Annotated in this window: 21 protein-coding genes; 9 read left to right on the top strand and 12 right to left on the bottom strand. The window is 73.9% G+C overall.

The genetic code is table 11. From position 1 onward, the window contains the following. Positions 1-19: 19 nt before the first annotated feature. From MQV74_RS36635 to MQV74_RS36620, 4 genes are read right to left on the bottom strand one after another with little or no spacing between them, the layout of a single operon-like run. A complete protein-coding gene (locus MQV74_RS36635; RefSeq protein ID WP_242727703.1) occupies positions 20-1,162 on the bottom strand; it encodes an XdhC family protein in 1,143 nt (380 codons plus the stop codon). Continuing rightward, entirely contained in the window at positions 1,155-3,359 is a 2,205-nt protein-coding gene (locus MQV74_RS36630; protein WP_242727701.1) for a xanthine dehydrogenase family protein molybdopterin-binding subunit, read from the bottom strand. The genes MQV74_RS36635 and MQV74_RS36630 overlap by 8 nt, the downstream gene beginning before the upstream one ends. Continuing rightward, positions 3,356-4,348, bottom strand: coding sequence for an FAD binding domain-containing protein (locus MQV74_RS36625; protein WP_242727699.1), 993 nt, complete (start codon positions 4,346-4,348; stop codon positions 3,356-3,358). The genes MQV74_RS36630 and MQV74_RS36625 overlap by 4 nt, the downstream gene beginning before the upstream one ends. Beyond that, positions 4,345-4,944 (bottom strand): 2Fe-2S iron-sulfur cluster-binding protein, encoded by a 600-nt coding sequence (locus tag MQV74_RS36620; RefSeq protein WP_242727697.1) that lies wholly within the window; start codon positions 4,942-4,944, stop codon positions 4,345-4,347. Before MQV74_RS36620 ends, MQV74_RS36625 begins: the two co-directional genes overlap by 4 nt. A gap of 318 nt (positions 4,945-5,262) precedes the next feature. Between MQV74_RS36620 and MQV74_RS36615 the strand changes: the two genes are divergently transcribed. Further along, positions 5,263-5,838, top strand: a complete 576-nt coding sequence (locus MQV74_RS36615) for a TetR/AcrR family transcriptional regulator (RefSeq protein ID WP_308402349.1) — start codon at positions 5,263-5,265, stop codon at positions 5,836-5,838. Positions 5,839-5,857: 19 nt separating this feature from the next. On the opposite strand, the gene MQV74_RS36610 is transcribed toward MQV74_RS36615, so the two are convergent. Further along, entirely contained in the window at positions 5,858-6,280 is a 423-nt protein-coding gene (locus MQV74_RS36610; RefSeq protein ID WP_242727695.1) for a secondary thiamine-phosphate synthase enzyme YjbQ, read from the bottom strand. A gap of 133 nt (positions 6,281-6,413) precedes the next feature. Here MQV74_RS36610 and MQV74_RS41490 point away from each other — a divergent pair, with 133 nt between their 5' ends. The 6 genes from MQV74_RS41490 to MQV74_RS36585 all read left to right on the top strand — a co-directional run bounded on the left by MQV74_RS41490 (position 6,414) and on the right by MQV74_RS36585 (position 11,884). Continuing rightward, positions 6,414-6,497 carry a putative leader peptide gene (locus tag MQV74_RS41490; RefSeq protein ID WP_346347462.1) on the top strand — a complete coding sequence of 28 codons (84 nt, stop codon included), beginning with the start codon at positions 6,414-6,416 and terminating at the stop codon, positions 6,495-6,497. A gap of 197 nt (positions 6,498-6,694) precedes the next feature. Then, positions 6,695-7,588 (top strand): ABC transporter permease, encoded by an 894-nt coding sequence (locus tag MQV74_RS36605; protein ID WP_242727693.1) that lies wholly within the window; start codon positions 6,695-6,697, stop codon positions 7,586-7,588. Further along, complete coding sequence (locus MQV74_RS36600) at positions 7,561-8,313, top strand: ABC transporter ATP-binding protein (protein WP_242727691.1); 753 nt, start codon at positions 7,561-7,563, stop codon at positions 8,311-8,313. The genes MQV74_RS36605 and MQV74_RS36600 overlap by 28 nt, the downstream gene beginning before the upstream one ends. 89 nt (positions 8,314-8,402) lie before the next feature. After that, the gene (locus tag MQV74_RS36595; RefSeq protein WP_242727689.1) at positions 8,403-9,440 is read left to right on the top strand and encodes an ABC transporter substrate-binding protein; all 1,038 of its coding nucleotides are present in this window, start codon (positions 8,403-8,405) and stop codon (positions 9,438-9,440) included. 2 nt (positions 9,441-9,442) lie between these two features. Continuing rightward, the gene (locus MQV74_RS36590) at positions 9,443-10,651 is read left to right on the top strand and encodes an LLM class flavin-dependent oxidoreductase (protein ID WP_242727687.1); all 1,209 of its coding nucleotides are present in this window, start codon (positions 9,443-9,445) and stop codon (positions 10,649-10,651) included. Between the two features lie 129 nt (positions 10,652-10,780). After that, a complete protein-coding gene (locus tag MQV74_RS36585; RefSeq protein WP_242727678.1) occupies positions 10,781-11,884 on the top strand; it encodes an NAD(P)-binding domain-containing protein in 1,104 nt (367 codons plus the stop codon). A 39-nt stretch (positions 11,885-11,923) separates the two neighbouring features. Here the strand turns inward: MQV74_RS36585 and MQV74_RS36580 are convergent, their stop codons facing one another. Then, the gene (locus MQV74_RS36580) at positions 11,924-12,322 is read right to left on the bottom strand and encodes an STAS domain-containing protein (protein WP_242727676.1); all 399 of its coding nucleotides are present in this window, start codon (positions 12,320-12,322) and stop codon (positions 11,924-11,926) included. Positions 12,323-12,657: 335 nt separating this feature from the next. Further along, positions 12,658-14,187: an MFS transporter gene (locus MQV74_RS36575; protein ID WP_374120748.1), complete on the bottom strand. Its 1,530-nt coding sequence runs from the start codon at positions 14,185-14,187 to the stop codon at positions 12,658-12,660. A 296-nt stretch (positions 14,188-14,483) separates the two neighbouring features. On the opposite strand from MQV74_RS36575, the gene MQV74_RS36570 reads away from it, so the two are divergent. Next, positions 14,484-15,674, top strand: a complete 1,191-nt coding sequence (locus MQV74_RS36570) for an FAD-dependent monooxygenase (RefSeq protein WP_242727674.1) — start codon at positions 14,484-14,486, stop codon at positions 15,672-15,674. Here the strand turns inward: MQV74_RS36570 and MQV74_RS36565 are convergent. The 5 genes from MQV74_RS36565 to MQV74_RS36545 all read right to left on the bottom strand — a co-directional run bounded on the left by MQV74_RS36565 (position 15,664) and on the right by MQV74_RS36545 (position 23,794). Then, on the bottom strand, positions 15,664-16,617 hold the full coding sequence (locus tag MQV74_RS36565; protein WP_242727672.1) for a serine hydrolase: 954 nt from the start codon (positions 16,615-16,617) through the stop codon (positions 15,664-15,666). The genes MQV74_RS36570 and MQV74_RS36565 overlap by 11 nt on opposite strands. 155 nt (positions 16,618-16,772) lie before the next feature. After that, positions 16,773-18,017, bottom strand: a complete 1,245-nt coding sequence (locus tag MQV74_RS36560) for a S8 family peptidase (RefSeq protein ID WP_242727670.1) — start codon at positions 18,015-18,017, stop codon at positions 16,773-16,775. An 80-nt stretch (positions 18,018-18,097) separates the two neighbouring features. Next, on the bottom strand, positions 18,098-20,758 hold the full coding sequence (locus MQV74_RS36555; protein WP_242727668.1) for a M4 family metallopeptidase: 2,661 nt from the start codon (positions 20,756-20,758) through the stop codon (positions 18,098-18,100). A gap of 362 nt (positions 20,759-21,120) precedes the next feature. Further along, on the bottom strand, positions 21,121-21,951 hold the full coding sequence (gene mltG, locus MQV74_RS36550; RefSeq protein WP_242727659.1) for an endolytic transglycosylase MltG: 831 nt from the start codon (positions 21,949-21,951) through the stop codon (positions 21,121-21,123). Positions 21,952-21,994: 43 nt separating this feature from the next. Beyond that, positions 21,995-23,794: an ABC transporter ATP-binding protein gene (locus tag MQV74_RS36545; protein ID WP_242727657.1), complete on the bottom strand. Its 1,800-nt coding sequence runs from the start codon at positions 23,792-23,794 to the stop codon at positions 21,995-21,997. Between the two features lie 470 nt (positions 23,795-24,264). Here MQV74_RS36545 and MQV74_RS36540 point away from each other — a divergent pair, with 470 nt between their 5' ends. Beyond that, positions 24,265-24,708: a MarR family winged helix-turn-helix transcriptional regulator gene (locus MQV74_RS36540; RefSeq protein WP_242727649.1), complete on the top strand. Its 444-nt coding sequence runs from the start codon at positions 24,265-24,267 to the stop codon at positions 24,706-24,708. The last annotated feature ends 59 nt before the right edge of the window (positions 24,709-24,767 follow it).

Here is a 24,767-nt window from a genome sequence, read left to right as displayed (position 1 = left end):
GCCGGTACCCGTCAGGTGCTCAGGCTCCCGCCGGGACCCGGCGCTCCCGTCCGTCCCGGTGGATCGGCACCCGGGTGCCGGTGAGCGACACGCCCGTGCCGCCGCGCCGGGTCGCCACGATCTCGGCGGCGATGGACAGCGCCGTCTCCTCGGGGGTGCGCGCGCCGAGGTCGAGGCCGATCGGCGAGTGGAGCAGCGCCAGTTCGCCCTCCGTGAGGCCCGCCGCGCGCAGCCTGCGCAGGCGGTCGTCGTGGGTGCGGCGCGAGCCCATCGCGCCGACGAACGCGACCGGGAGGCGCAGGGCCACCTCCAGCACGGGCACGTCGAACTTGGCCTCGTGCGTGAGCACGCACACCACCGTGCGGGCGTCCGTGCCGGTCCTTCGCAGATAGCGGTGCGGCCAGTCCACGACCACCTCGTCGGCCTCGGGGAAGCGCGCGGGAGTGGCGAAGACGGGCCGGGCGTCGCACACGGTCACGTGGTAGCCGAGCAGTTTGCCGGTGCGCACGAGGGCCGCGGCGAAGTCCACCGCGCCGAACACGATCATGCGCGGCGGCGGCACGCTCGCCTCGACGAGCAGCGTCACCCCGCCCGGGCAGCGCGAGCCGTCCTCGGACACCTCGACGGTGCCGGTGCGCCCGGCGTCGAGCAGGGCGCGGGCCTCCGCCGCGGCCGTGCGGTCCAGGGCCGCGGCGCCGCCGAAGCCGCCCGCGGACGTGCCGTCGGGTCGGACGAGCAGGGCCCGCCCGAGCAGTTCCGCCGGGCCACGGGCCACCCGGACCAGAGCCGTCGGCTCGCCGTCGCCGACCCGGGCGAGCGCCTGCCCCACCACCGCGCGGTCCGGGGAGTCCGCGCCGTAGGGCGTGACCAGGATCCGGAGGGTGCCGCCGCAGGTGAGGCCGACGGCGAAGGCGTCCTCGTCGCTGTAGCCGAACTCCTCCACCATCGCCGTGCCCTCCTGGAGCGCGCGCCGGCACAGGTCGTACACCGCGCCCTCGACGCAGCCGCCGGAGACCGAACCGACGGCCGTGCCCTCGCTGTCGACGGCGAGCGCGGCGCCGGGGCCGCGCGGGGCGCTGCCGCCGACGGCCACCACGGTGGCGACGGCGAAGGAGCGGCCCGCGTCGGTCAGGCGCCGCAGTTCGTCGGCGATGTCAAGCATGACCGGCCCCGTCTGCGGCCCCGGCCCTGGCGCCGTCCGCGGCGGGCGCCGGGGCGCCGGGTGCCGCCGCGGCTGCGGTGCCCGTGAGGAGCACCCGGTCCGGCCGGATCGGCAGGTCCCGGTGGCGCACCCCGGTCGCGTGCCACACGGCGTTGGCGACGGCCGCCGCCACGCCCACGACCCCGATCTCGCCGATGCCCTTGATGCCGACGGGGTCGTCCTCGTCCACGTCCTCGACCCAGTCGGCCTCGATGGCGGGTACGTCGGCGTGCGCGGCGTAGTGGTAGCCCGCGAGGTCGGCGCCCACGTGGGTGCCGGACACCGCGTCCCTGGCCGCCTCCTCGTGCAGCGCCATCGACAGGCCCCACGTCATCCCGCCGACCAGCTGACTGCGCGCGGTCAGCGGGTTGACGATCCGGCCCGCGGCGAACATGCCGAGCATCCTGCGGACCCGTACCTCACCGGTGGTGACGTCCACGGCGACCTCGGCGAACTGCGCGCCGTAGGAGTGGCGTTCCTTCTTGGCGAGGGCCGCGAGCACGTCGCTGGTGTCGGACCGTGCCGTGATGCCCTCCGGTGGTACGGCGCCGCCGAGGGTCAGGCGCTCCCGCAGCTCCCGGGCGGCCAGGGACACGGCCCAGCCCCAGGAGCGCGTGCCCATGGAGCCGCCCGCGAGCCACGCGCGGCCGAAGTCGCTGTCCGCGATGCGCACCCGCACCCGGTCCGGCGCCGCCTCCAGGGCGTCCGCGGCGATCTGGGTCAGCGCGGTGCGGGCTCCGGTGCCCACGTCGGACGCGGTGATCCGCACAGTGAAGGTGCCGTCGGCCTCCGCCGTCACGGCCGCCGTGGACGGGGACGCCCCGACGAAGAACGTGGCCGCGGCCGTGCCGGTGCCGATCAGCCAGCGCCCGTCGCGGCGCGTGCCCGGACGCGGGTCGCGTTCCGCCCAGCCGAAGCGCCGGGCCCCCTCGCGGAAGCAGGCGACGAGGTTGCGGCTGCCGAAGGGGAGGCCGGAGACGGGTCCGACGGCGGGTTCGTTGCGCGCGCGCAGCGCGATCGGGTCGACGCCGCACTTGTCGGCCAGCTCGTCCAGGGCGCTCTCCAGGGCGAACGAGCCGGGCGCCTCACCGGGTGCGCGCATGAACGTCGGCGTGGGGACGTCCAGGGGCACCACGCGGTTGACGGAGTGGTGCGCGTCGGCCGCGTACAGGTTGCGCCCGAACGAGGCGCTGGCCTCGACGAACTCGAAGAGCGTCGACGTCACGCTGTGCCCTTCGTGGCCGAGCGCCCGCAGCCGCCCGTCGGGGTCGGCGCCGAGCCGCACGCGCTGGGTCGTCGCGCTGCGGTAGCCGACCACCGAGAACATCTGCCGCCGGGTCAGGACGACGCGGACGGGCCGGTCGAGGACGGTCGCCGCCATCGCGGCGGCCACCTGGTGCGGCCGCAGGCCCTTACAGCCGAAGGCGCCGCCGACGTGCTCGGAGCGGACCCGCACGGAGTCCGGGTCGAGTGAGAACAGCCGGGCCAGCTCGTCGGCGATCCAGTGGCTGCCCTGGTTGGAGTCGACGACTTCGAGCCTGCCGCCCTCCCAGCGGGCGGCCGCCGCGTGCGGCTCCATCGGATTGTGGTGTTCCTCCGGGGTGGTGTACCGCTCGTCCACCACGACGGCGGAGGCGGCGAGTTCGGCCTCGATGTCGCCCTTGGCGGCCTCGTTGGGCGCGCCGAGCACGCTCTGCGGCGCGTAGGCGTCCGCGTGGCCCGCGTGGAAGCCGACGTCGTGCGGCTCCTCGGCGTAGCGCACCCGGAGCGTCTGGGCGGCCTCGCGCGCCTGCTCGGAGGTCTCGGCGACGACGAGGGCGACCGGCCAGCCCGCGTAGGGCACGCGGTCGTGCTGGAAGAGCCCGACGACCGGGTCGGGCGGCCCGAGGGTGCCCACGTACCCGGCGTCGACGCGCGGGGCGTTGCCGTGGTGCAGCACCGCGAGCACGCCGGGCAGCCCGAGGACCGGCTCGGCGTCCACGCCGAGGACGCGTCCCTTGGCGACGGTCGACAGGACGAGCCAGCCGTGGGCGAGTTCGTCGAAGGGCACCTCACCGGCGTAGCGGGCGGCTCCGGTGACCTTGTCGTGGCCCTCGATCCGGGTGTGTCCGGTGCCGACGGCACCCGTCCCGGCCGTCGTGCGGGTGGCGGTGGTCATCGGCCCGCCTCCTCGGCCAGTTCGGTCAGGACGGCGACGACGAGGTTGCGCATCAAGGTCACCTTGTATCCGTTGTGGGGCAGGGGCGCGGCGGCCGCGAGCTCGGCGTCCGCGGCGGCGGCGAAGGCTTCGGCGCTCGCCGGGCGGCCGGTCAGCGCCCGCTCGGCGGCGTGCGCCCGCCAGGGCCGCGACGCGACCGCGCCGAAGGCGAGGCGCACCTCGTGGACCAGGCCGTCCCGCACGTCGAGGGCGGCGGCGAGCGAGCCGATCGCGAAGGCGTACGAGGCGCGTTCGCGCACCTTGCGGTAGCGGGAGCGCGCGGCGACCGGGGCGGGCGGCAGGGTGACGCCCGTGATCAGGGCGCCGGGCGGCAGGGCGGTCTCCTCGTGCGGCGTGTGGGCCACCGGCAGGTAGAAGTCCGTGAGCGGCACCTCGCCCGGCCCGTCCAGGGTTTCGTACGAGACCACGGCGTCGAAGGCGGCGAGCGCGACGCCCATGTCGGAGGGGTGCACCGCGACGCAGTGCTCGGTGGCGCCGAGGATGGCGTGGTTGCGGTGCTCGCCCGCGACGGCGGAGCAGCCGCTGCCGGGCGTCCGCTTGTTGCACGGCTGCGCCAGGTCGGTGAAGTAGGCGCAGCGGGTGCGCTGCAGGAGGTTGCCGCCGACCGTGGCCATGTTCCGCAGCTGGCCGGACGCTCCGGCTAGGACGGCCTGGCTCAACGCCGGGTACTGGCGGCGCACTTGGGGGTGGGCGGCGAGGTCGCTGTTGCTCACGGTGGCACCGATCCGCAGGCCGCCGTCGGCAGTCGGCTCGATCCCGCCCAGGGGCAGCCCGGTGACGTCCACGAGGCGCTCGGGGCGCTCCACGCCCGCCTTCATGAGGTCGACGAGGTTGGTGCCGCCCGCGAGGAAGCGCGTACCGCCGTCGGCGCCGTGCAGCGCCACGGCGCCGGGAACGTCGGGGGCGCGCAGATAGCCGAACTCCCTCATGCCACGGCCTCCTTGCCCGCCTCGGCGGTCCCCTCGGCCGTGCCGCCCGGGGCCGCCCGGGCCGCGCGCTCGACGGCCCGCACGATGGACACATAGGCGCCGCACCGGCACAGGTTGCCGCTCATCCGCTCCCGGATCTCCTCGGCGGTCAGCGGTGGCACGGCCGCGTCGGGCCGTACGTCGGCGGTCACGGCGCTCGGCCAGCCCGCCGCGTGTTCGTCGAGCACGGCCAGGGCCGAACAGATCTGCCCCGGCGTGCAGTACCCGCACTGGAAGCCGTCGAGATCGAGGAACGCCTGCTGCACCGGGTGCAGCCTGCCGCCTTGGGCAACGCCTTCGATGGTGGTGATCTCGCGCCCTTCGGCGGCCACCGCCAGCTGCAGACAGGAGACGGCGCGGCGGCCCTCGACCAGCACGGTGCAGGCGCCGCACTGGCCCTGGTCGCAGCCCTTCTTGGTGCCGGTCAGATCCAGGCGCTCGCGCAGCACGTCGAGCAGCGTCGCACGGTGGTCGACGGGCAGCGTGTGCTTCTCGCCGTTGACGGTGAGCGTAATGACGCTGCCCGTCGCGGCGGGTTCCGAGGAGGGTGGAGCCATGGTCAAGCCTTCTTTCGCGGACGCGGTGACAGCGCGCGCTCGCGGCCGGGACGTGCCCGGGCCGACGGGACGTGCTTGAACTGGTGGGGCCTGCGGAAAAGGTGGTGCGGGGGTGCCGGGCCGGTCCTCGGCCCGATCGAGCGGGAGGGCGGACACGGGCGGCGGACGACAGGAGGGCACACATTCAGCCACTCTGCCGCTATCGTGAGCACAAGCGGACAGCTGTCCGTTGCCTTCGAACCTAACGGACAGCTGTCCGCTTATCAAGGGCTGTCGGCTCGACACGGCCGGACGGCCGCGATCCCGGAAGGACGAGGGGTGCACGAGAGGAAGAACGCGCCACTGCGCTCGGACGCGCAGCGCAACCGCGCACGCATCCTGGAGGTGGCGCTCACGGAGCTGACGCGGGCGGCGGACACCCCGCTCAGCGCGATCGCGAAGAAGGCGGGCGTCGGCCAGGGCACCTTCTACCGCAACTTCCCGAGCCGCGAGGCGCTCGTCCTGGAGGTGTACCGCTACGAGGTCGAGCAAGTCGCCGACACCGCCGCCCAGTTGCTTGAGACCCGGCCCCCCGACCAGGCCCTGCGGGAGTGGATGACCCGCCTCGCCCGGTACTCCATGACCAAGGCGGGCCTGGCCCAGGCGATGGGCAAGGCCACCGCGTACGGCAGCTTCGCCGCGCTCGGCCACGGCCCGCTGACCTCCGCCATCGCCCTGCTCCTCGACGCCAACGACGCGGCGGGCACCATCCGCCCGGGCCTGACCCCCGACGACTTCCTGCTCGCCATCGCGGGCCTTTGGCACATCGATCCGGACAGCGACTGGCAGGCGCGCGCGGACCAGCTCCTCGACATCGTCATGGACGGCCTGCGCGCGGGGGCGCCGGGCCGCTGACCGGGCGGTCCCCCTCCGTTTACCCCAGGAAGCTCAGCCGCACCTGGCGGTCGGGGTTGTCCTTGTTCGTGTCGACCAGGCACACGGACTGCCAGGTGCCGAGCTCCAGACTGCCGCCGATCACCGGGAGCGTGGCGTGCGGGGCCACCAGGGCGGGCAGGACGTGGTCGCGGCCGTGACCGGGGCTGCCGTGCCGGTGCTGCCAGCGGTCGTCGGCGGGCAGCAGGGTGTGCAGCGCGGTGAGCAGGTCCCTGTCGCTGCCCGCGCCGGTCTCCAGAATCGCGATGCCGGCTGTTGCGTGCGGGACGAAGACGTTCAGGAGGCCGTCGCGACCGCGGGCCGCCTCGCGCAGGAAGCCCGCGCACTCGTGGGTGAGGTCGACGACCGTCTCCTCCGAGCCGGTCGCGACGTGCAGGATGCGGGTGGTGAAGGCGTCGGACATGCCTCCCATCCTGCACCAGCTCCCGGCCCCGGCTCAGCTGGACACCCCCCGGACCTTCCGCCAGGCGATACGGCACGTCCGGTCCGCGAGACGCCATTGACCGTGCCCGGCCGAGATCGCTACGTTCGGTCGCATGGTCCGTTCAGCTCTGCTCACTTCGCGCGGTCACATCGACCTGCTGCGGGTGGCCTCCTCCGCGTGTCGCCGCGGCTGCTGACGCCTTCTCACTTCGCTTCTCCGCGCACGCTCCGTCCGCCGTCGCCGGGTTCCCCCGACCGCGTGACCGCGCGTCGCGTCCCCGCCGCGCCCTGACGCGCCCCGCCCTCGCTCCCGCCGCCGCCCCGGACCGCGCCGGGCCGAGTGGCCGAGGCGCGCCGCGTCACCGCGCCCCGCCTCTCCCCCGCCTGGAGCGCCATGAGCATCAGTCACGCCCCGCCGCCCCCGACACCCGACATCTCCGGAACGTCTCCGCGCGAGAGCAGCACTTCGGGCGCCGGGGCCGCGCCCGACCTCGTCGCCCTCGTTCCGGCCTCCGCCCGCCGCGCCCGTGTCCCCCGCTGGCTGCGCCGCACCACCGGCCCCGTGCTGCTGCTCGCCCTGTGGCAACTGCTCAGTACGACAGGCACGTTGAGCCCCGACACCCTCGCCCCGCCGGGCACCATCGCCCGGGTCGCGGGCGGCCTCGTCGAGGACGGGTCGCTGCCCTCGGCCATGGGGGTCTCCCTCCAGCGCGTCGCGATCGGCCTGCTGCTCGGCACGGTGGTCGGGACCGGGCTCGCGCTGCTCTCCGGGCTCTTCCGGGTCGGCGAGGACCTCGTGGACGCGAGCGTGCAGATGCTGCGTACCGTGCCGTTCGTCGGCCTGATCCCGCTGTTCATCATCTGGTTCGGCATCGGCGAGACCCCGAAGATCGCCATCATCACGCTCGGGGTGTCCTTCCCGCTGTACCTGAACGTGTACGCGGGCATCCGGGGTGTCGACGCCCAGCTCATCGAGGCCGGCGAGTCGTTGGGGCTGTCCCGGTGGGGGCTCGTGCGGCACGTGATCCTGCCGGGCGCGCTGCCGGGCGCCATGACCGGTCTGCGCTACTCCCTCGGCATCGCCTGGCTCGCGCTGGTCTTCGCCGAGCAGATCAACGCCGACGCGGGCATCGGCTTCCTCATGGTCCAGGCCCGGGACTTCCTGCGGACCGACGTGATCGTCGTCTGCCTGATCGTCTACGCCTTCCTCGGCCTCCTCGCCGACTTCGTGGTCCGCACACTCGAAAGGCTGCTGCTGCAGTGGCGACCGACGTTCACCGGCCGGTGACCCCCGGCCCCGCGCCCTCGGCCGTGCGCGTCGAGGGCCTCACCCGCACCTTCGACGGCCGCCCCGTCATCGACGGACTGCGCCTGGACGTGCGGCCCGGCGAGTTCGTGGCGCTGCTCGGCCGCAGCGGCTGCGGCAAGTCCACGCTCCTGCGCGTCCTCGCCGGGCTCGACCGGGACATCGAGGGCACCGTCCTCGTGCCGCGCCGCAAGGCCGTGGCGTTCCAGGCGCCGCGCCTCATGCCCTGGAAGCGGGTGTGGCGCAACGTGCTGCTCGGCCTGCCCGGCAGGCCCGACCGGGCCGTCGCCGAGCGCGCCCTGGCCGAGGTCGGGCTCGGCCACCGCGCGCACGCCTGGCCCAAGACGCTGTCCGGCGGCGAGGCCCAGCGCGCCTCGCTGGCCCGCGCACTGGTGCGCGAGCCCGACCTGCTGCTCCTCGACGAGCCGTTCGGCGCCCTGGACGCCCTGACCCGGGTCACGGCCCAGCGTCTGGTCGGCGAGCTGTGGCAGCGCCGGGGCTGCGCCGTGCTGCTCGTCACCCACGACGTGGAGGAGGCGGTGCTGCTCGCCGACCGGGTCCTCGTCATGGACGAGGGCGTCATCGCGCACGAGCAGACCATCGATCTGGACCGGCCGCGTGACATCGCCGATCCCCGGTTCGCCGCGCTGCGCGCCTCCCTCCTGGAGCGTCTCGGCGTCGAGGCCCGTGCCACGGCCGCCGCCTGACCGCCCCTCACCCCGTCCGCCGCACCGTCCCCTCCCCCGCGCCGCCCCGGCGCACCCCCGTGACGTACTCGTAGAACGGACCCCCGCCCATGCGACGCCTCGCCCCCGTCCTGCTCCTGCCCCTGGCGCTGGCCCTCGCCGCCTGCTCCGGGCCGTCGTCCGCCAGCTCGTCGACCGGTGGCCTCGGCGGGAGCAACACCGACGGCAAGGGGTCGCTGACCCTCAACGTCGGGGACCAGAGAGGCGGTTCGGAGGCCGTCCTGCGCGCCGCCGGAGAGCTCGACGACCTCACGTACAAGATCAAGTGGTCGACGTTCACCTCGGGGCCGCCGCTCCTGGAAGCCGTGAACGCCAAGGCCGTGGACCTCGGCGCGGTCGGCAACACGCCGCCGGTGTTCGCGGCGGGCGCGGGCTCGAAGATCACCGTGGTGGCCGCGAGCCACGGCACGGCGCGCGGCGAGGCCGTCGTCGTGCCGAAGGACTCCGGCCTGAAGCGCACGGCCGATCTGAAGGGCAGGTCCGTGGCGGTGGCCCAGGGGTCGTCCGCGCACTACCAGCTGATCGCCTCCCTGAAGAAGGCCGGGCTCTCCCTGAAGGACGTCCGAGTCAAGTACCTCCAGCCCGCCGACGCGCTCGCCGCCTTCACCGGCGGCAAGGTGGACGCCTGGGCGGTGTGGGACCCCTACACCTCACAGGTCCTGCGCGGCGGCAAGGGCCGGATCCTCACCGACGGCGACGGGCTCGTCAACGGCCTCAGCTTCCAGGTGGCCGCGCCCGGCGCGCTCCAGGACGAGAAGAAGGCCGCCGCCGTCGCCGACTACCTCAAGCGCCTGCGCAAGGCGCAGGACTGGGTCTTCGAGCACCCCGAGGCGTGGGCGAAGGTCTGGGCGAAGGACACGGGCCTGCCCTACGAGGTCGCCCTGGACTCGGTCAAGCGCTCGCAGGGCACGCGCATCCCGGTCGCCGTCGACCGGAACGTCGTCGCGTCCGAGCAGGCCATCGCCGACACCTTCGCCGAGCTGAAGCTCATCCCGCGCCGCGTCGACTTCCGCGACTTCACCGACACCCGGTTCAACGGCTCGCTGCCGCCCTCGACCACCGAGCCCCGCACGTACAAGGAGTCCTGACCATGACCGTCCACCTCCACTGGTTCCTGCCGACCGGCGGCGACGGCCGCACCCTCGTCGACCGGCACGCCTACACCGACGGCGGCATCACCCGCTCCCGCGTCACCCCGGTGAGCGGCGTGCGCGCCCCCGACATCGCGTATCTGGCGCAGATCGCCAAGGCCGCCGAGCAGCTCGGCTTCGAAGCCGTGCTCACGCCGACCGGCACCTGGTGCGAGGACGCCTGGCTGACCACGGTCGCGCTCGCCCAGCACACCGAGCGCCTGAAGTTCCTGGTGGCGTTCCGGCCGGGGGTCCTCTCCCCCGTGCTCGCCGCGCAGATGGCGGCGACGTACCAGCGCATCACCCGCGGACGGCTGCTCCTGAACGTGGTGACCGGTGGCGACTCGACCGAACAGCGGCGCTTCGGCGACCACTTGGACCACGACCGCCGCTACGCCCGCACCGACGAGTTCCTCTCGGTGGTGCGCGGGGTGTGGAGCGGCAAGCCGTACGACTTCGACGGTACGCACTACCAGGTCGAGGGCGGGCTCACCGCGCTGCCGCCGGACCCGCTGCCGGAGATCTTCTTCGGCGGCTCGTCGGCCGCGGCGGGGCCGGTCGCGGCGCGCCACACCGATGTCTATCTGACCTGGGGCGAGCCGCCCGAGCAGGTGAAGAAGAAGATCGACTGGATCCGTGGCCTGGCGGAGGCGGAGGGGCGCACGGTCCGCTTCGGCATCCGCCTGCACACCATCTCCCGCGACTCGTCCAAGGAGGCGTGGGCCACCGCGCACCGCCTCCTGGAGGACCTCGACGCGGACACCGTCGCCGCCGCCCAGGAAGCCCTCGGCCGCAGCGAGTCCGTGGGCCAGCAGCGCATGCTCGCGCTGCACGGGGGCTCCCGCGACGGCCTGGTGGTCTCGCCCAACCTGTGGGCCGGTGTCGGTCTGGTGCGCGGCGGCGCGGGCACCGCGCTCGTGGGCAGCCACGCGGAGGTCGCCGACCGCGTCGAGGAGTACCACGCGCTCGGCATCGAGCACTTCGTCCTCTCCGGCTATCCGCACCTGGAGGAGGCGTACTGGTTCGGCGAGGGCGTCATCCCCGAGCTTGCGGCCCGTGGGCTGCTCGCGCGGATCCCCGCCTCGCCCCTGACCGGCGTCCCGGCGGCGAACGGCCGTCCGGCGTCGGCTCCGGGCGGGGCCCCGCTCCTGGTGGCCGGGGGCCGCTGACGTCGCCGCCGGGGCGCAGGCCCGCGTAGCGCAGCAGGTCGCGGGCGCCGCACGGCCGGACCCAGGACTGGGACACCCCCGCTCGGGCGGCGCGGGAAGATCCCCGCCCCGCCCAGAGTTAGTAGAAGCGTGAACGACATCGGGGTGCGAGACGCGGACGTGACGGACGTCGACGTGGTGGTCGTGGGCGCGGGGCAGGCGGGTCTGTCCAGCGCCTACCACCTGCGGCACAGGGGGTTCGAGCCGGAGCGGGACTTCGTGGTGCTCGACCACGCGCCCCGCCCGGGCGGCGCCTGGCAGTTCCGGTGGCCGTCACTGACCTACGGCAAGGTGCACGGCATGCACGCGCTGCCGGGCATGGAGCTGACCGGCGCGGACCCCGCGCGCCCGTCGTCCGAGGTCATCGGCGCGTACTTCACCGCGTACGAGGACCGCTTCGACCTGCGGGTACGGCGCCCCGTCGACGTGCGCCGCGTCAGCGAGGGCGAGGGCGGGCGGCTCCTCGTCGAGACCTCGGCCGGGGCCTGGTCGACGCGTGCGCTCATCAACGCCACCGGCACCTGGGACAAGCCCTTCTGGCCGCGCTACCCGGGGCAGGAGACCTTCCTCGGGCGGCAGGTGCACACCGCGGTCTACCCGGGCCCCGAGGCGTTCCGCGGGCAGCGCGTCGTCGTCGTGGGCGGGGGCGCGTCCGGCACCCAGCACCTGATGGAGATCGCCCCGTACGCCGCCCGGACCTGGTGGGTGACGCGGCGGCCGCCCGTCTTCTCCGAGGGCCCCTTCGACGAGGGGCGCGGGCGCGCGGCGGTCGCCATGGTCGAGGAGCGGGTCCGCCAGGGCCTGCCGCCGCTGAGTGTGGTGTCGGTGACCGGGCTCGCCGTCACGGACGCGGTGCGCGAGGCGCGCGCGAACGGGGTGCTCGACCGGCTTCCGATGTTCGACCGGATCACGCCGACGGGCGTGGAGTGGGACGACGGGCGCAGCGTCGAGGCCGACGTGATCCTGTGGGCGACGGGCTTCCGCGCGGCCGTCGACCACCTGGCACCGCTCCGGCTGCGGGAGCCCGGCGGCGGCATCCGCATGGAGGGCACGCGGGCGGCGGCCGACCCACGCGTGCACCTCGTCGGGTACGGCCCGTCGGCCAGCACCATCGGCGCGAACCGCGCGGGGCGCGCGGCGGTGCGGGACATCGTGCGGCTGCTGGAACAGGAGCCCGTACCGGCGCTGACCTGACGTCAGCTCCGCGTGGCGCGGCGCCCGTCGGGGTCGCGCTCAGGCATGCGAGGGGGCCGGCGGCCGGTGCCCGCGCGTGTCGCCCGGCGGGACGGCGAGCGCCTCGCTCAGCGAGCGGGCGACGTCGAACGATTCGGCCACGCCCGCCAGGCGCAGCACCTTGCGATGGAAGGGGTCTTCCAGAACGACGGTGAGCCGCAGCTCCCTGCGCCGCGTCACGGCCCGCGCCTGGCAGAGCAGCGACAGGCCGCCGCAGTCCAGGAACGTCACCCCGCTCAGGTCAAGGACCACGTCGTGGCAGCAGGTGAGGGTCAGCTCGGCGAGACGGCCGGTGAGCCGCTCGGTGGCGTAGATGTCCAGCTCTCCCCAGAGCGCGATGACCAGCCGCTCCCGCCGCACGTGGGAGCGGAGACCGAAGGGAAGGCTGTCGTCGTGCATCGTTCCCCCTCGTGGCGCCCTTGAGCGCGGATCCGGGGCGTGGCGGCCCTCGGCCTCCGGATCACGGAACGGAATGAACCGGCCTGGAGCGAGGACCAGCCACATCGATTGCGGTCTGTGCGGTGAGCTGATGCCACCGAGGGCACGGGCGACGCGGTGGTGCCTATGGCATACCCGACAGGCGCAGGATAATGCAACTCCCCTGCATTAAACCTGGGTTGGTCCATACGGTCGAGCCCCGGCGCGGACGTCCGCGCCGGGGCTCGACGGAAGCACGGGGTCCGCCCAGGGGCGGGCGCGCGTCACCAGGTCAGGGCCCGTCGGGTGCCCACGGGTCAGTGCCCGCCGCTCGCCCGGAAGCCGCGCGGCACCAGCCGAACGACGAGCAGGGCGACCGCCGCCACAATGCCTACGCTGACGTACGCCGTGGTCGTCAGGGCGGTCTCGAACGCCGCGCGGGCCGCGTCCATCAGGCGGGGGCCCGCCGTGCCGCCCAGCGTCTGGGCCGACTCGACGGCGCCGCCGATGGACTCCCGGGCGGCGGCGGGGCGGCCGTCCATCTGCCCGGCGTAGACGGTGGCGTGCAGCGAGCCGAGGAGCGCGACGCCGAGCCCGATGCCCAGTTCGTACGCGGTCTCCGAGACGGCACCGGCCTGACCGGCGCGTTCGGCGGGGACGGCGGACACCAGGACGGCGGCGGACGCCGTGACGGCGAGTCCGTCGCCGAGCCCGAGCGCGACGAACACGACGGCCACCACTGCGTACGGCGTGGGTTCCGGGGACAGGGCGAGCACCAGGAACCCGACGACGAGGCCGCCGAGGCCGAGCGCGAGCACGGTCCGCACGCCGCAGCGCTCCATGAGCCACGGCGTGACCAGCGAGCCCGCGAGCATCGCACCGGCCGCGGGCAGCGTCCGCAGCCCCGCGCCGAACGGCGAGTACCCGTGGACGTACTGGAGCCAGAGCGACATCAGGAACAGGGCGGCGCCGATCGCGAGCATGGCCAGGAAGATGGCGAGCGCCGCGGCCGTGAACGCGCGCCGCGTGAACAGGCGGACGTCCAGGAGCGGGTCGGCGAGAGTCAGTTGGCGCCGGGTGAACGCGGCGAGGAGGACCACGCCGAGGGCCAGGATGGCCAGGTCGCCGACCGCCAGGCCGCCCTTGGCGACGTGCTTGATGCCCCAGGCGAGTGCGATCACGCCGACGACGGAGAGCGCGGCGCCGGGCCAGTCGAGCGGGCCGTTGCCCGCGCTGCGGAACTCGGGGAGGAGTTTGACGCCCGCGAGCACGGTCACCACGACGACGGGCACGTTCACCCAGAACGCCGCCGACCAGCCGTGCGTCTCCACGAGCAGCCCGCCGACGAGCGGGCCGACGGCGGCTCCCGCACCCGCGACGGCGGCCCAGATGCCGATGGCCAGGGTCCGTTCGCGCGGGTCGGTGAAGACGCCGCGGATCAGCGACAGCGTCGACGGCATGACCATGGCGCCGCCGATGCCGAGCAGCACCCGCCCGGCGATGAGCTGCGCGGGGGTGGCGGCGGTCGCGGCGACGACGGAGGCGAGTCCGAACAGCACGAGGCCGACCAGGAAGAGGCGTTTGCGGCCGAGGCGGTCGCCGACCGCGCCGGAGGTGACGAGCAGTCCGCCGAGGACCAGGCCGTAGATGTCGATGATCCACAGCTGTTGCACAGCGGTCGGCCGCATGTCGTCGATCAGTGACGGCAGCGCCACGTTGAGGATGGTGGCGTCCATGGCCACCAGGAGCAGGCTGGAGCACAGCACAGCGAGGGCGGCCCAACGTCCCGGAGCGGGCGTCGGGCGGCTGTCCGCGGCGGGGCCTGAGGAGTTCAGGTCACGAGCCACGGGATATCTCATCCCTTCGGGGCCCCGGGGCGCGCACGAGGCGGTCGGGGCACATGTCGTACGAGCGCCCGGTGTGGCGCTCGTAGCGAGTATGCCCCATTCATCCGAAAGTGGCAGATGTGGGGCGGATGAGAGGTCCGACCCGGATGTCATGAGCGGCGGATGCCATAAGCAGAAGTGCTCGCTCGCAGCAGATCCAGCTGTTGGACTTCCGCACCGGCGCCGCCGACCGTGGAAACACACGACATCAGCCGCACACAGCGTCAGCGGCACCTCACCGCACAGGAGTCGAGCCCATGAACAGTCATGTCCTCATCGCGGGCGCGGGCATCGGCGGCCTCACCGCCGCCCTGACCCTGCACGCCGCCGGGATCGACGCCACCGTCGTCGACGGCGTCCGCGAGATACGGCCGCTCGGCGTCGGCATCAACATCCAGCCGCAGGCCGTGGGCGTCCTCACCGAACTCGGCCTGGGGGACGCCCTCGCCGCCCTCGGGATCCCGACCGCCGAGCACCGGTACGCCGATCGGCGGGGCGAGTCGGTCTTCACGGACTCCCGAGGGCTCGCCCGGGGGTACCGCTGGCCGCAGTACTCCATCCACCGCGGCGAGCTGCAGATGCTCCTGCTCGACGCCGTGCGCGACCGGCTCGGCGCGGGCGCCGTACGAACCGGCGTCCGAGTAGAACGTTCTATCCAGAGCGAAGAGGAAGTCCGCGTCCGGGTCACCGACCGGGCCACGGGCGGCGCCTCGGTCCTGAGCGCCGGGCTGCTGGTCGGCGCGGACGGTCTGCACTCGACGGTGCGGGCCGCGCTCCACCCCGAGCAGGGCCCGCTGCTGTGGTCGGGGGTGTCGATGTGGCGGGGCACCCTGGAGACCGAGCGCTTCGGCACGGGCCGTTCCGCGGTCATCGCCTCGGACGACCCGCGCCCCGACGGGAGTCAGGGCCCGCAGTTCCTGGCGTATCCGATCTCCCGCCCCGCCGACGACCGCGGCAGGTCCCTGCTCAACTGGGTGGCCCTGGTGACCGTGGCCGAGCCGGGGCCGCTGGACCCGGCGGCGGCCGACTGGAACGCCCCGGCGCGCGCCGAGGACGTCCTGCCCCACTTCGAGGGCTGGCGGATCGGCGGCCGTACCGTCCACGACCTGGTCACCGGGAGCGAGGTGATCCTGCGCTACCCCATGGTGGACCGCGACCCGCTGCCGCACTGGGGCGAGGGCCGGGTGACGCTGCTCGGGGACGCCGCGCACCCCATGTACCCCGTGGGCGCGAACGGCGCGACGCAGGCCATCATCGACGCCGGTGCCCTCGCCGACCGCCTGGCCGCCGACGAGGACCCGCGCGCGGCCCTCGCCTCGTACGAGGCGGAGCGCCGTACCGCCACGGCCCGGATCGTGGAGGCCAGTCGGCGTATGCACGCGTCCCCGCACTCCGGCGGGAGTGCCATCGACGCCATCACGACGGCCTATCGCGCGGCTACGGGCTGACCTTCCCCTCGCGCGCGTCGAGCGCCCGGGCCGCCGCCGGTGCCACGTGGCGCAGCGCCTTCTGCACCTGCTCGACGCCCGCGGTCTGCGAGAGCTGGTCCTGGGAGAGCGCGACCACGTCCAGGAGACGGCCCTCGACCCGGACGCGGCCGATGCTGTTGATGATCCACAGACCGGTGCGGCTGCGCGGCAGCCAGCCGTCCTTGGCGGGGTAGGTGGTGCCGGGGTCGGCGATGGTGTGCACGCCGCCCTCGATCTGCTCCTTGTCAAGGGTGCTCATCAGGTGCAGCTGGTACGCCCGCGACGCCCGGGACAGGGGTGAGCCGGAGGCGTGCAGGACGTCCAGGAAGCGCAGCTGGTCGCCGACCGTCGTGGTGGTCAGGCCCCACAGGCCGTCCACGCCGGGTGCGGTCTCCGTCATGCCGAGCCGCCGGTAGACCGCCGCCATGCCGGAGTCGGCGCCGACCAGGGGCCACAGCGCGGTGGCGGGCTCGTTCTCGCTCTGCCGGATCATCGGGGTGACCAGGGCGGTCTCGCGCTCGGTCAGGGGGCGCCGCTCGTCCTGGGACTTCAGCAGGAGCGCGGCCAGGATGTGCGACTTGACGACGCTCGCGGTGTGGAAGCGGAAGCCGGTGTCCCCGACGGTGGCGACGGCGCCGGTGGCCACGTCCCGGATGCCGATGGCGACCTGCCCCTCGGGCCGGGGCAGCGCGGCGGCGTACGCGGAGGCGACGGCGTCCCGCAGGACGGCCCGCGCGGAGGGGCGCACGGGCTCGGCGGACACCGGGGCGTCGGCCGTGTCGGCGGACGCCGCCGTGCGGGGGCCGAGGGCGCCCCAGGCCGCCCAGGCGAGGACGGCCGCGGCTCCGGCGGCCCCGGCGGACACGCACAGCCTCCGACGGCGGTGACGGCGCTGGCCGGGGGCGTGCTGGGGTGCGGGCATGGCGTCGGGGCTCCTGGTTCGGGGGTCGGGCGGGGCGCGCGGGAACGGCCTCGCTGACCCCCGCACCGGGCACCGGGGCCCGCACACAAAGGGAGCACTTTAACCGGACAGATCAGACATGGGCAAAACTCACATCTTCTGCCCGTGTTTATCCCTTAGTGGCTGGTCGGGAGGTAGAGCGTGTAGAGCAGCTTGTTCGGCACCACGGGCGGGGTGCCCTGGAGCACGCCCGTGGTCGCGTTGTCGACCAGGCCGCGCTTCACCTGCGCCGGGGTGTCCGCGGGGCGGAAGGCGAGGTGCAGGGCCGCCGCTCCCGCCACGTGGGCGGTCGCCATGGACGTCCCGCTGATGGTGTTGGTCGCGGTGTCGCTGTCCTTCCAGGCCGACGGGATCTGCACGCCGGGTGCGAACAGGGACACGCACGGGCCGTGGTTGGACGAGGAGGCACGGCGGTCCGCGCGGTCGCTCGCGCCGACGGTGATCACCTCGGGCAGCCGCGCGGGCGAGGTGGAGCAGGCCCCCGTGGACGAGCCCGCGCTGCCCGCCGCCACCGCGTACGTGACGCCGGAGCGGACGGAGGCGCGCACGGCGTTGTCGAGGACGTCGCTGGCCTGGCCGCCCAGGCTCATGTTGGCCACGGCGGGCCTCGCCTTCCGGGCCGTCACCCAGTCGACGCCCGCGACGACGCCCGCCGTGGTGGCCGAGCCCTGGCAGTTCAGGACCCGTACGGCCACCACCTTCGCCTGCTTGGCGACGCCGTAGGTCCGTCCGGCGGCGATGCCGCCGACGTGGGTGCCGTGGCCGTTGCAGTCGTTGCCGTTCTGGCCGTCGCCCACGGTGTCGACGCCGACCGAGGCCCGCCCGCCGAACTCCTGGTGCGTGGTGCGCAGGCCGGTGTCGATGACGTACACGCTGACGTCGGGAGCGGTGGTGCGGTAGGTGTACGTGCCGGACAGGGGCAGGGTGCGCTGGTCGATCCGGTCCAGGCCCCACGGGGCGTCCGGCTGCGTCTCGTCGAGGGCCCCGGCGTCGAGGCGCACCCGGGTGTCCTGGCGGACGTACGCGACGCGCGGGTCAGTGGCCACGCGCGCGGCCCGTGCCCGGCTCATCGTCGCGGAGAAGCCGTGCAGCGCGGCCCGGTACACGTGCCCGAGCCGCGCCCCGCCGGACCGCCCGAGGAGGTCGCGCGCCACGCCGGGCACGGCGCTCGCCCGGGTGTGCTTCAGGACCACGATCCAGCCGTCCGGCACGGCCGTCTCCCCGGCCCCGGCGAGGCGCAGCGCGCCCGGGTCCTTCGACGCACTGGCCCCGGTGGCGGGCGCGGCGCCGAGCTGGAGGCCCGCGGCGAGCGTCGCGGCGGACAGGACGGCCGCCGCACGGCGGCGCGTTGTTCTCCTCATGACCGTGCACCTGAACCTTTCGTGGGGGGGACAGAACAGGAAGTGGTCTGGGGGGCGGGCGAGTCACCGGGCCGTCTTGCTCAGGAGCACGTACCGGTCGGCCGTGCGCGCGTCACGACCTGGCTGATGCCGGTGGTCGCGTCGATCCACACCACCTGGCCGCCGGGCCCCGCGGCGGCGGACAACTGCTCGCCGCGGTTGCAGGAGACGCGGCCCTTGCGCGTGGCCGGGGCCTTCGGGTCGCCGCTCGCCGTGAACTGCCAGAGCTTGGCCAGCGTCTCGTTGCGCCACGTCGTGTCGGGCAGCCGGGCGCCGACCGTCACCGCTTCGTCGGAGGCCGTCAGGTCGTACGCGTTCAGCGCGCCGGGGGCGGACTCGGGGCTGAGGTCGACGATGTTCGAGCCGTCGATGTCCGCGCGGCGCAGGGAGGTCGTCCCCTCGCCCCGGACGGCGTCGCGCAGCCAGAACACGTGCGTGCCGGTGACGGCCGTCGGGCCGAGGCTCGTGCTGCCCGGGACCTGCTCGACCACCTTGTTCTCGCCGGTGGCGACGTCGATGAGCCGAGTGGTGTACGCGTACTCGGCGCGCACCCGGCGCCGCTCCTGGTAGGCGATCCTGCCGTTGCTCACCGAGGGGAAGGAGGCGCGGTGGTAGGTGCCGCCGCCGAGGCTGACCTTGTTCGCCGGGTCCTTCAGGCTCAGATAGGTCACGCCCTGCCGGCCGCCGTGGTTGTAGTGGGAGAAGGTCACGACGTCGCCGTCGACGTCCACGGCATCGGCGACGCCCCTGCTGTTGTGCCAGAGCTTCTTGACGGGGCCGCCCGCGAGCGGCCGGGCCAGGATGTCCACGCCGGTGGGGCCGTGCGCCTGCCACACCACCGTCTTGCCGTCGGTGGCCGGATTGACGTGGTAGCGGCCGTCGTTGGGGCTCATCAGCCTGGGCTGGCCGCTGCCGTCGGCGCGTCCGGCCCACACCGAGTACGCCTCGGAGCCCGTCTCGTCGGACCGGGACGCGGTCCACCAGCCGCCGCCGGAGCCGAGGCGGGTGTCGTTGGTGTTGACCCGGTCGAGCAGCGTGTCGGAGTCCACGCCGAGGGCCAGCTCCCAGCCGGGCACGATGCCGTGGGCGTTGAAGGCGCGCTGCAGGGCCTTCAACTGCCCCGCGTCGGCGTTCAGGTCCTTGGCCGCGGCGAGCACCGCGGCCCGGCCCTCGGTGAAGCCGTCGAGCGGGGTCAGGTACTGGGTGAGCGCCCGGTACACGATCTTGTCGGCGAGGGTGTCGCCGAGGTCCTCGCGGGCGTCCCAGAGCGCGCCCGCGAAGAGGGTGGAGTTGAGGTGCACACCGCCGTTGTCGGTGCCGAAGCCGACGCCGAGGAAGTGCTTGGCGGTGTTCCGGCCGTCGCCCAGATCGCGGAAGGCGCACGCGCGCGGGGACTTCGTGCGGCACAGCCGCTCGCCGACCAGGCCCGAGTCCGGGTCGGCGGTGGCGACGCCGTACGCCTCGTTCTCGATGGCGTTGCCGAAGTAGTCGGCGATCGCCTCGTTCAGGGCGCCGGACTGGCCCGCGTACACGAGGGCGGAGGTGTGCTCCACGACGCCGTGGGTCATCTCGTGGCCGACGACGTCCAGGCCCGCGGCCAGCGGCCGGTACTCGGCGTCGCCGTTGCCGTACACCATCTTCTCGCCGTCCCAGAAGGCGTTGACGTACGGGTGTCCGCCGTTCGTCACGCCCACCAGGGAGTTGACGGTCATGCCGTGTCCGTCGAGGCTGAGGCGGCCGTGCTTGTTCTTGAAGTAGTCGAAGACCCGCGCGCCGCCCCAGTGGGCGTCCACCGCGCCCGCCTCGGTCGCCTCGCTGCCGAAGGCCGGGGCGGGCGAGCCGAACTCCTGGATCCCGGGCGGCCACTGGCCGATGACCTCGCCGACGGACGTGTCCCGCGCGTCCCAGGTGGACAGGGTGCGGCCCCAGCCCTCGTCGTCCGGGATGCGGGTGGTGTCGCGCAGCACGTACTGCTGGCGCCCGGTGTCGCGTTCCACGTCCAGGGCTACGGACCTGCCGTCCAGCGTGACGCCGGAGCCCTTCTCCCGCGGCTCCGCCGGTGCCTCCCGTCGCGGCGCGGGAGCCCTGCGCGGCCCGCTCGGAACCGCGCCGCCGAACGTCTTGATACCGCTGTACTGGAGGACGGGGTACCCGGCGCGCGCGTCGACGTAGACCTCGCGCAGCACGGGTTCGCCGGTCGCGGGATCGGTACCGCGCACGGTGACGTGGTGGGTGAGGACGCCCTGCCCCTTGGGCAGCACGACGAGGCCGCGGGCGGTGCCCTTGAGGGGTATCTCGCCGTCGTCGGCTTCCTCGGCCCCGGCCGTGCGGGTGAAGTTCCTCGTGGTGAGGTCCGTGAGCACGCCGTCGACGGCACGCTCGACGGCGACCTCCGCGCCGACCTCGGGGGTGGTGCCCGCCCTGAGCCCGGTGAAGTACTTGCCGGAGGTTCCGGTGACGACGCGTGCGCCGCCCTCGTTCTCCATGCGGACGACGTACTGGCCGCCCAGGACGGGCACGCCCCGGTGCTTCTGCTGGAGCCGCACGGTCTCCTGGCCGCCCGCCGCCGTGGTGGTCCGCGCGGACTTCAGGTCGCGGCCGGGGTCGGCGATCCGGTAGCGGCTCTCCTTCCGTTCCAGGTATGCGCGGGCGGCGTCCGCCGCGCTGTCCGCCCGGGGCGCCTTCTCCCTGATGCCGTCCACCAGGGCGGGCGTCCTCGTCCGCTGCCCCGGGATCACCTCACCGGGGCTCGGTGGCGGCGTCCCCCCGGGCGCCGCCGCCGCGGGACCCGCCGAAACGACGAGTGCGGCGGCGCTGATCAGCGCCGCCGCACCGGATGAACCACCCCGCCGTGCTCTGGATCTCCTGGCTCTCGTCGCGCGGGCACTGTGCTGGCGCATCCCTTCCCCTCCCCCTCGTCGACCGGACCGGCGGCGTGGGCGCCGCCGGGAGAGCCATGGAAGCGACGATGCGACGAGCCATCAATGGGGCAGGGGAACGCGAGGACGACTTCCGGCCTACCTGAACGTGAACTCACTTCCCCCCAAGGGTTGGTGACGGGTCGTCATTGATTCCTGTTGAACTCCGCCACGTTGCGCTGCTGCTCCTCGTAGTTCGCGGTGAACCGCGTGTCCCCCGGCTTCACGGTCACGAAGTACAGCCAGTCCCCCGGCGTCGGATTCGTCGCGGCGCGCATCGCGGCCTCTCCGGGGTTGCCGATCGGGGTGGGCGGCAGGCCCATGCGGGCGTACGTGTTGTAGGGGCTGTTGAGCTTGGTGTCGCGCGCGGTGGTCTTGAGGGTGGAGCGGTTGAGGGCGTAGTTGATCGTGGAGTCCATCTGGAGCGGCATGCCCCGGTCGAGGCGGTTGTAGATGACGCGGGCGACCTTGCCCATCTCCTCCTTGGAGCCCGCCTCGGCCTCGATCATGCTCGCGATGGTGACGGTCTGGTAGACGTTCACCGCGTTCCGGTCGGCGCCCGCGGTGATGTGACCGCCGCTGAACCTCTTGTTCGCGGTGTCCACCATGTACGACAGGACGGACGCCGGGGTCGACCGGGAGCCGATGGGGTACGTGGCCGGGAAGAGATAGCCCTCGGGGTTGCCGCCCGCGTCGCCGGGCAGCTTGAGGCCCGCGCTGTCGACGGCCTTCTTCGTGGTGCCCTTGGAGACGTGCAGGGCCGTGTCGACGGCCTCGTACACCTGTCCGGCGCGCCAGCCCTCGGGGATCGTCAGCGTCCGGGGCCGGGCCTCTTCGTGGTCGTCCGGGAGCAGCAGCGGAACCGCCACGGCGGCGACCGCCGCGACAGCTCCGATGGCGATCAGGGCGATCCGGCCCCGGCGCGTCAGCCGGACCGCTCCGCGTTTCGTGCCCCGTGGCGGGGTGGTGGTGTGCATGCGGGCACGGTAACCCGCCTTTTGTCATATTTCCGGCATATCTCTACGTCGCCGGCTCCAGCCGGGCGTCCCTGCGGACGAGGGCGGCGTAACGCCCGTCCTGGGCGAGCAGCTCCGCGTGGGTGCCGCGCTCGACGGCGCGCCCGGCGTCGAGCACCACGATCTGGTCGGCGCCGCGCACGGTGGACAGGCGGTGGGCGATGGTGAGCGTCGTCCTGCTGGCCGACAGGGCGTCGATGGCCTGCTGCACGGCGTGTTCCGTGCGGGTGTCGAGGGCGCTGGTGGCCTCGTCCAGGATCAGCACGGGCGGGTCGCGCAGGATCGTGCGGGCGATGGCCAGGCGCTGCTTCTCTCCGCCGGAGAAGCGGTGGCCGCGCTCGCCGACGACCGTGTCGTACCCGTCGGGCAGGGCCGCGATGTGGTCGTGGATCTGGGCGGCCCGCGCCGCCTCGTGCAGTTCCTCCTCGGTGGCGTCCGGCTTGGCGAAGCGCAGGTTGTCCGCGACCGAGGCGTGGAAGAGGTACGTCTCCTGGGAGACGACGCCGATCGCGCGGGCGAGGGTGTCGAAGTCCAGGTCGCGCACGTCCACGCCGTCGAGCGTGACGCGGCCGCCCGTCACGTCGTACAGGCGCGGCACCAGATAGCTGAGCGTGGACTTGCCGGAGCCCGTCGGGCCGACGACGGCGAGGCTGCCGCCCGCCGGCACGGTGATGTCGATGCCTTCGAGGACGGGCGCGCCCTGGGGGTCGTAGCGGAACTCCACGCCCTCGAAGCGGACCTCGCCCTTGACGCGGTCAAGGCGCACGGGCCGGTCGCGCTCGGTGATGTCGATGGGCAGGTCGAGGTACTCGAAGATGCGCTGGAAGAGCGCGAGCGAGGTCTGGATCTGCACCCCGGTCGACAACAGGCTGACCGTCGGCCGGAACAGGCCCTGCTGGAGCGAGACGAAGGCGACGAGCGTGCCGATGGAGACGGTGGGCCCGCCCATCTGGAAGGCGAGCCCCGCACTCCAGTAGAGGACGGCGGGCATCGCGGCCATGACGATGGTGATCACGGCCATGCGCCAGCGCCCGGCCATGTTGGAGCGGACCTCCAGGCTCACCAGCTCGGCGGACTCGTCGGCGAAGGAGCGCGTGAGCGAGTCGGCGCGGCCCATGGTGCGGCCGAGCAGGATGCCGCTGACCGAGAGGGATTCGGTGACCGTGGCGGCCATGGCGGCCATCTGCTTCTGCCGCTCGGTGGCGATCTTCTTGCGTTCCCGGCCGACGCGGCGGCTGATCCACGCGAACAGCGGGAGCAGCAGCAGGGAGACGAGGGTCAGACGCCAGTCGAGGGCGAGCATGGCGACGACCGTCGCGATGACGCTCGTCAGATTGGAGACGAGGGAGGTCGCCGTGGAGGTGACGGTCGCCTGCATGCCGCCGATGTCGTTGGCGATGCGGGACTGGACCTCACCGGTGCGGGTGCGGGTGAAGAAGGCGAGGGACATGCGCTGGAGGCGGCCGTACACGGCGGTGCGCAGGTCGTGCATGACCTGCTGGCCGACGGTCGTGGAGATCAGCGTCTGCAGGACGCCGAAGACGCTGGTGACGACCGCGCTCAGGATCATGCCGAGGGCGAGCAGGCTGAGCAGGCCGGTGCGGCCCTGCGGGATCGCGGTGTCGAGGATCTCCTTCAGGAGGAAGGGGGTCACCACCGACACCAGGGAGGCGGCGCACACCAGCAGGCCCACGAGGGCGAGGCGGGCGCGGTACGGGCGGAAGAGGCGCAGGATGCGGCGCAGCTGACGGGGCTCTTCCGGCTCACCGGACGCCGGGGTCCGGGAGGGTTCTTCGTGAGGCATGGGCTCCTACGGGACGTAGTGGGACGTCGGCGGCGGTGCGCCGACGGGGACAGGTCGCGCCCACGGGGCCGCGGGCGCGGACGTGCCCGTGCCGCTGGTGTCCCGTACGGACGGGGCGGCACGGACGGGCCGCGTCCGCGAGAACGCGGCGGCGCGGACGCCGATTCCGCGTCGCCGATTCCGTGGACACCGGCGACGCGGGCACCGGTGCCGTACACCGGCGGCGCGGACACCGCTGGCGCGGACACCTGCCGTACCCGTACCGGTTGGCCGTTCGGGTACCGGCCGTACGAGCACCGGTGCACGGACGCCAGTGATGCGGACGCCGGACGCGTCGGCGGGAGCGCCGGGCGCGGATCACGCTTCGGCGGGAGCGCCGGACGCGGATGGCGCGCCGACGAGGGCGACCTTGGGAGCATAGCTCACTGTTACCTATACTCACAATGCACCAGGTCCTGTACTGTTTCGGCATGAGCACATCGGACAGCGACGGACTCCTCGCCGAGCAGCTGCTGCGGCTGACCCGTCGGCTGCACCGCATCCAGAAGCACCATCTGGAGCCCATCGGCATCACGCCCGCGCAGTCCCGGCTGCTGCGCACCCTCGCGCACTACGAGACGCCGCCGCGCATGGCCGATCTCGCCCAGCGCCTCGAAGTCGTGCCGCGCGCCGTCACCAGCCTGGTCGACGCCCTGGAGGCGAGCGGCCGCGTGCGCCGCGCCCCCGACCCGACCAACCGCCGGGTCATCCGCATCGAGCTCACCGACGGCGGGCACGAGGCCCTGCGGGAGCTGCACGGCGCGCGCCGGGCCGCCGCCGAGGACATCCTGGCTCCACTGGACACCGCCCAGCGCACCCAGCTGGGCGGGCTGCTCGACGCGCTGTTCGAGGTGCCGGAGAGCCGCCACTGCTGACCACCGGGACGGCGTGCCGCCGCTGAGAGGCCGTGGCGGTGGGCGGCCGCCGACGACGC

Source organism: Streptomyces sp. AN091965, from assembly GCF_022698285.1.
In the GTDB taxonomy this organism is placed as follows: domain Bacteria; phylum Actinomycetota; class Actinomycetes; order Streptomycetales; family Streptomycetaceae; genus Streptomyces.
The sequence above is the reverse complement of the archived record's forward strand: the minus strand, read 5'-3'. Positions and strand labels throughout refer to the sequence as shown.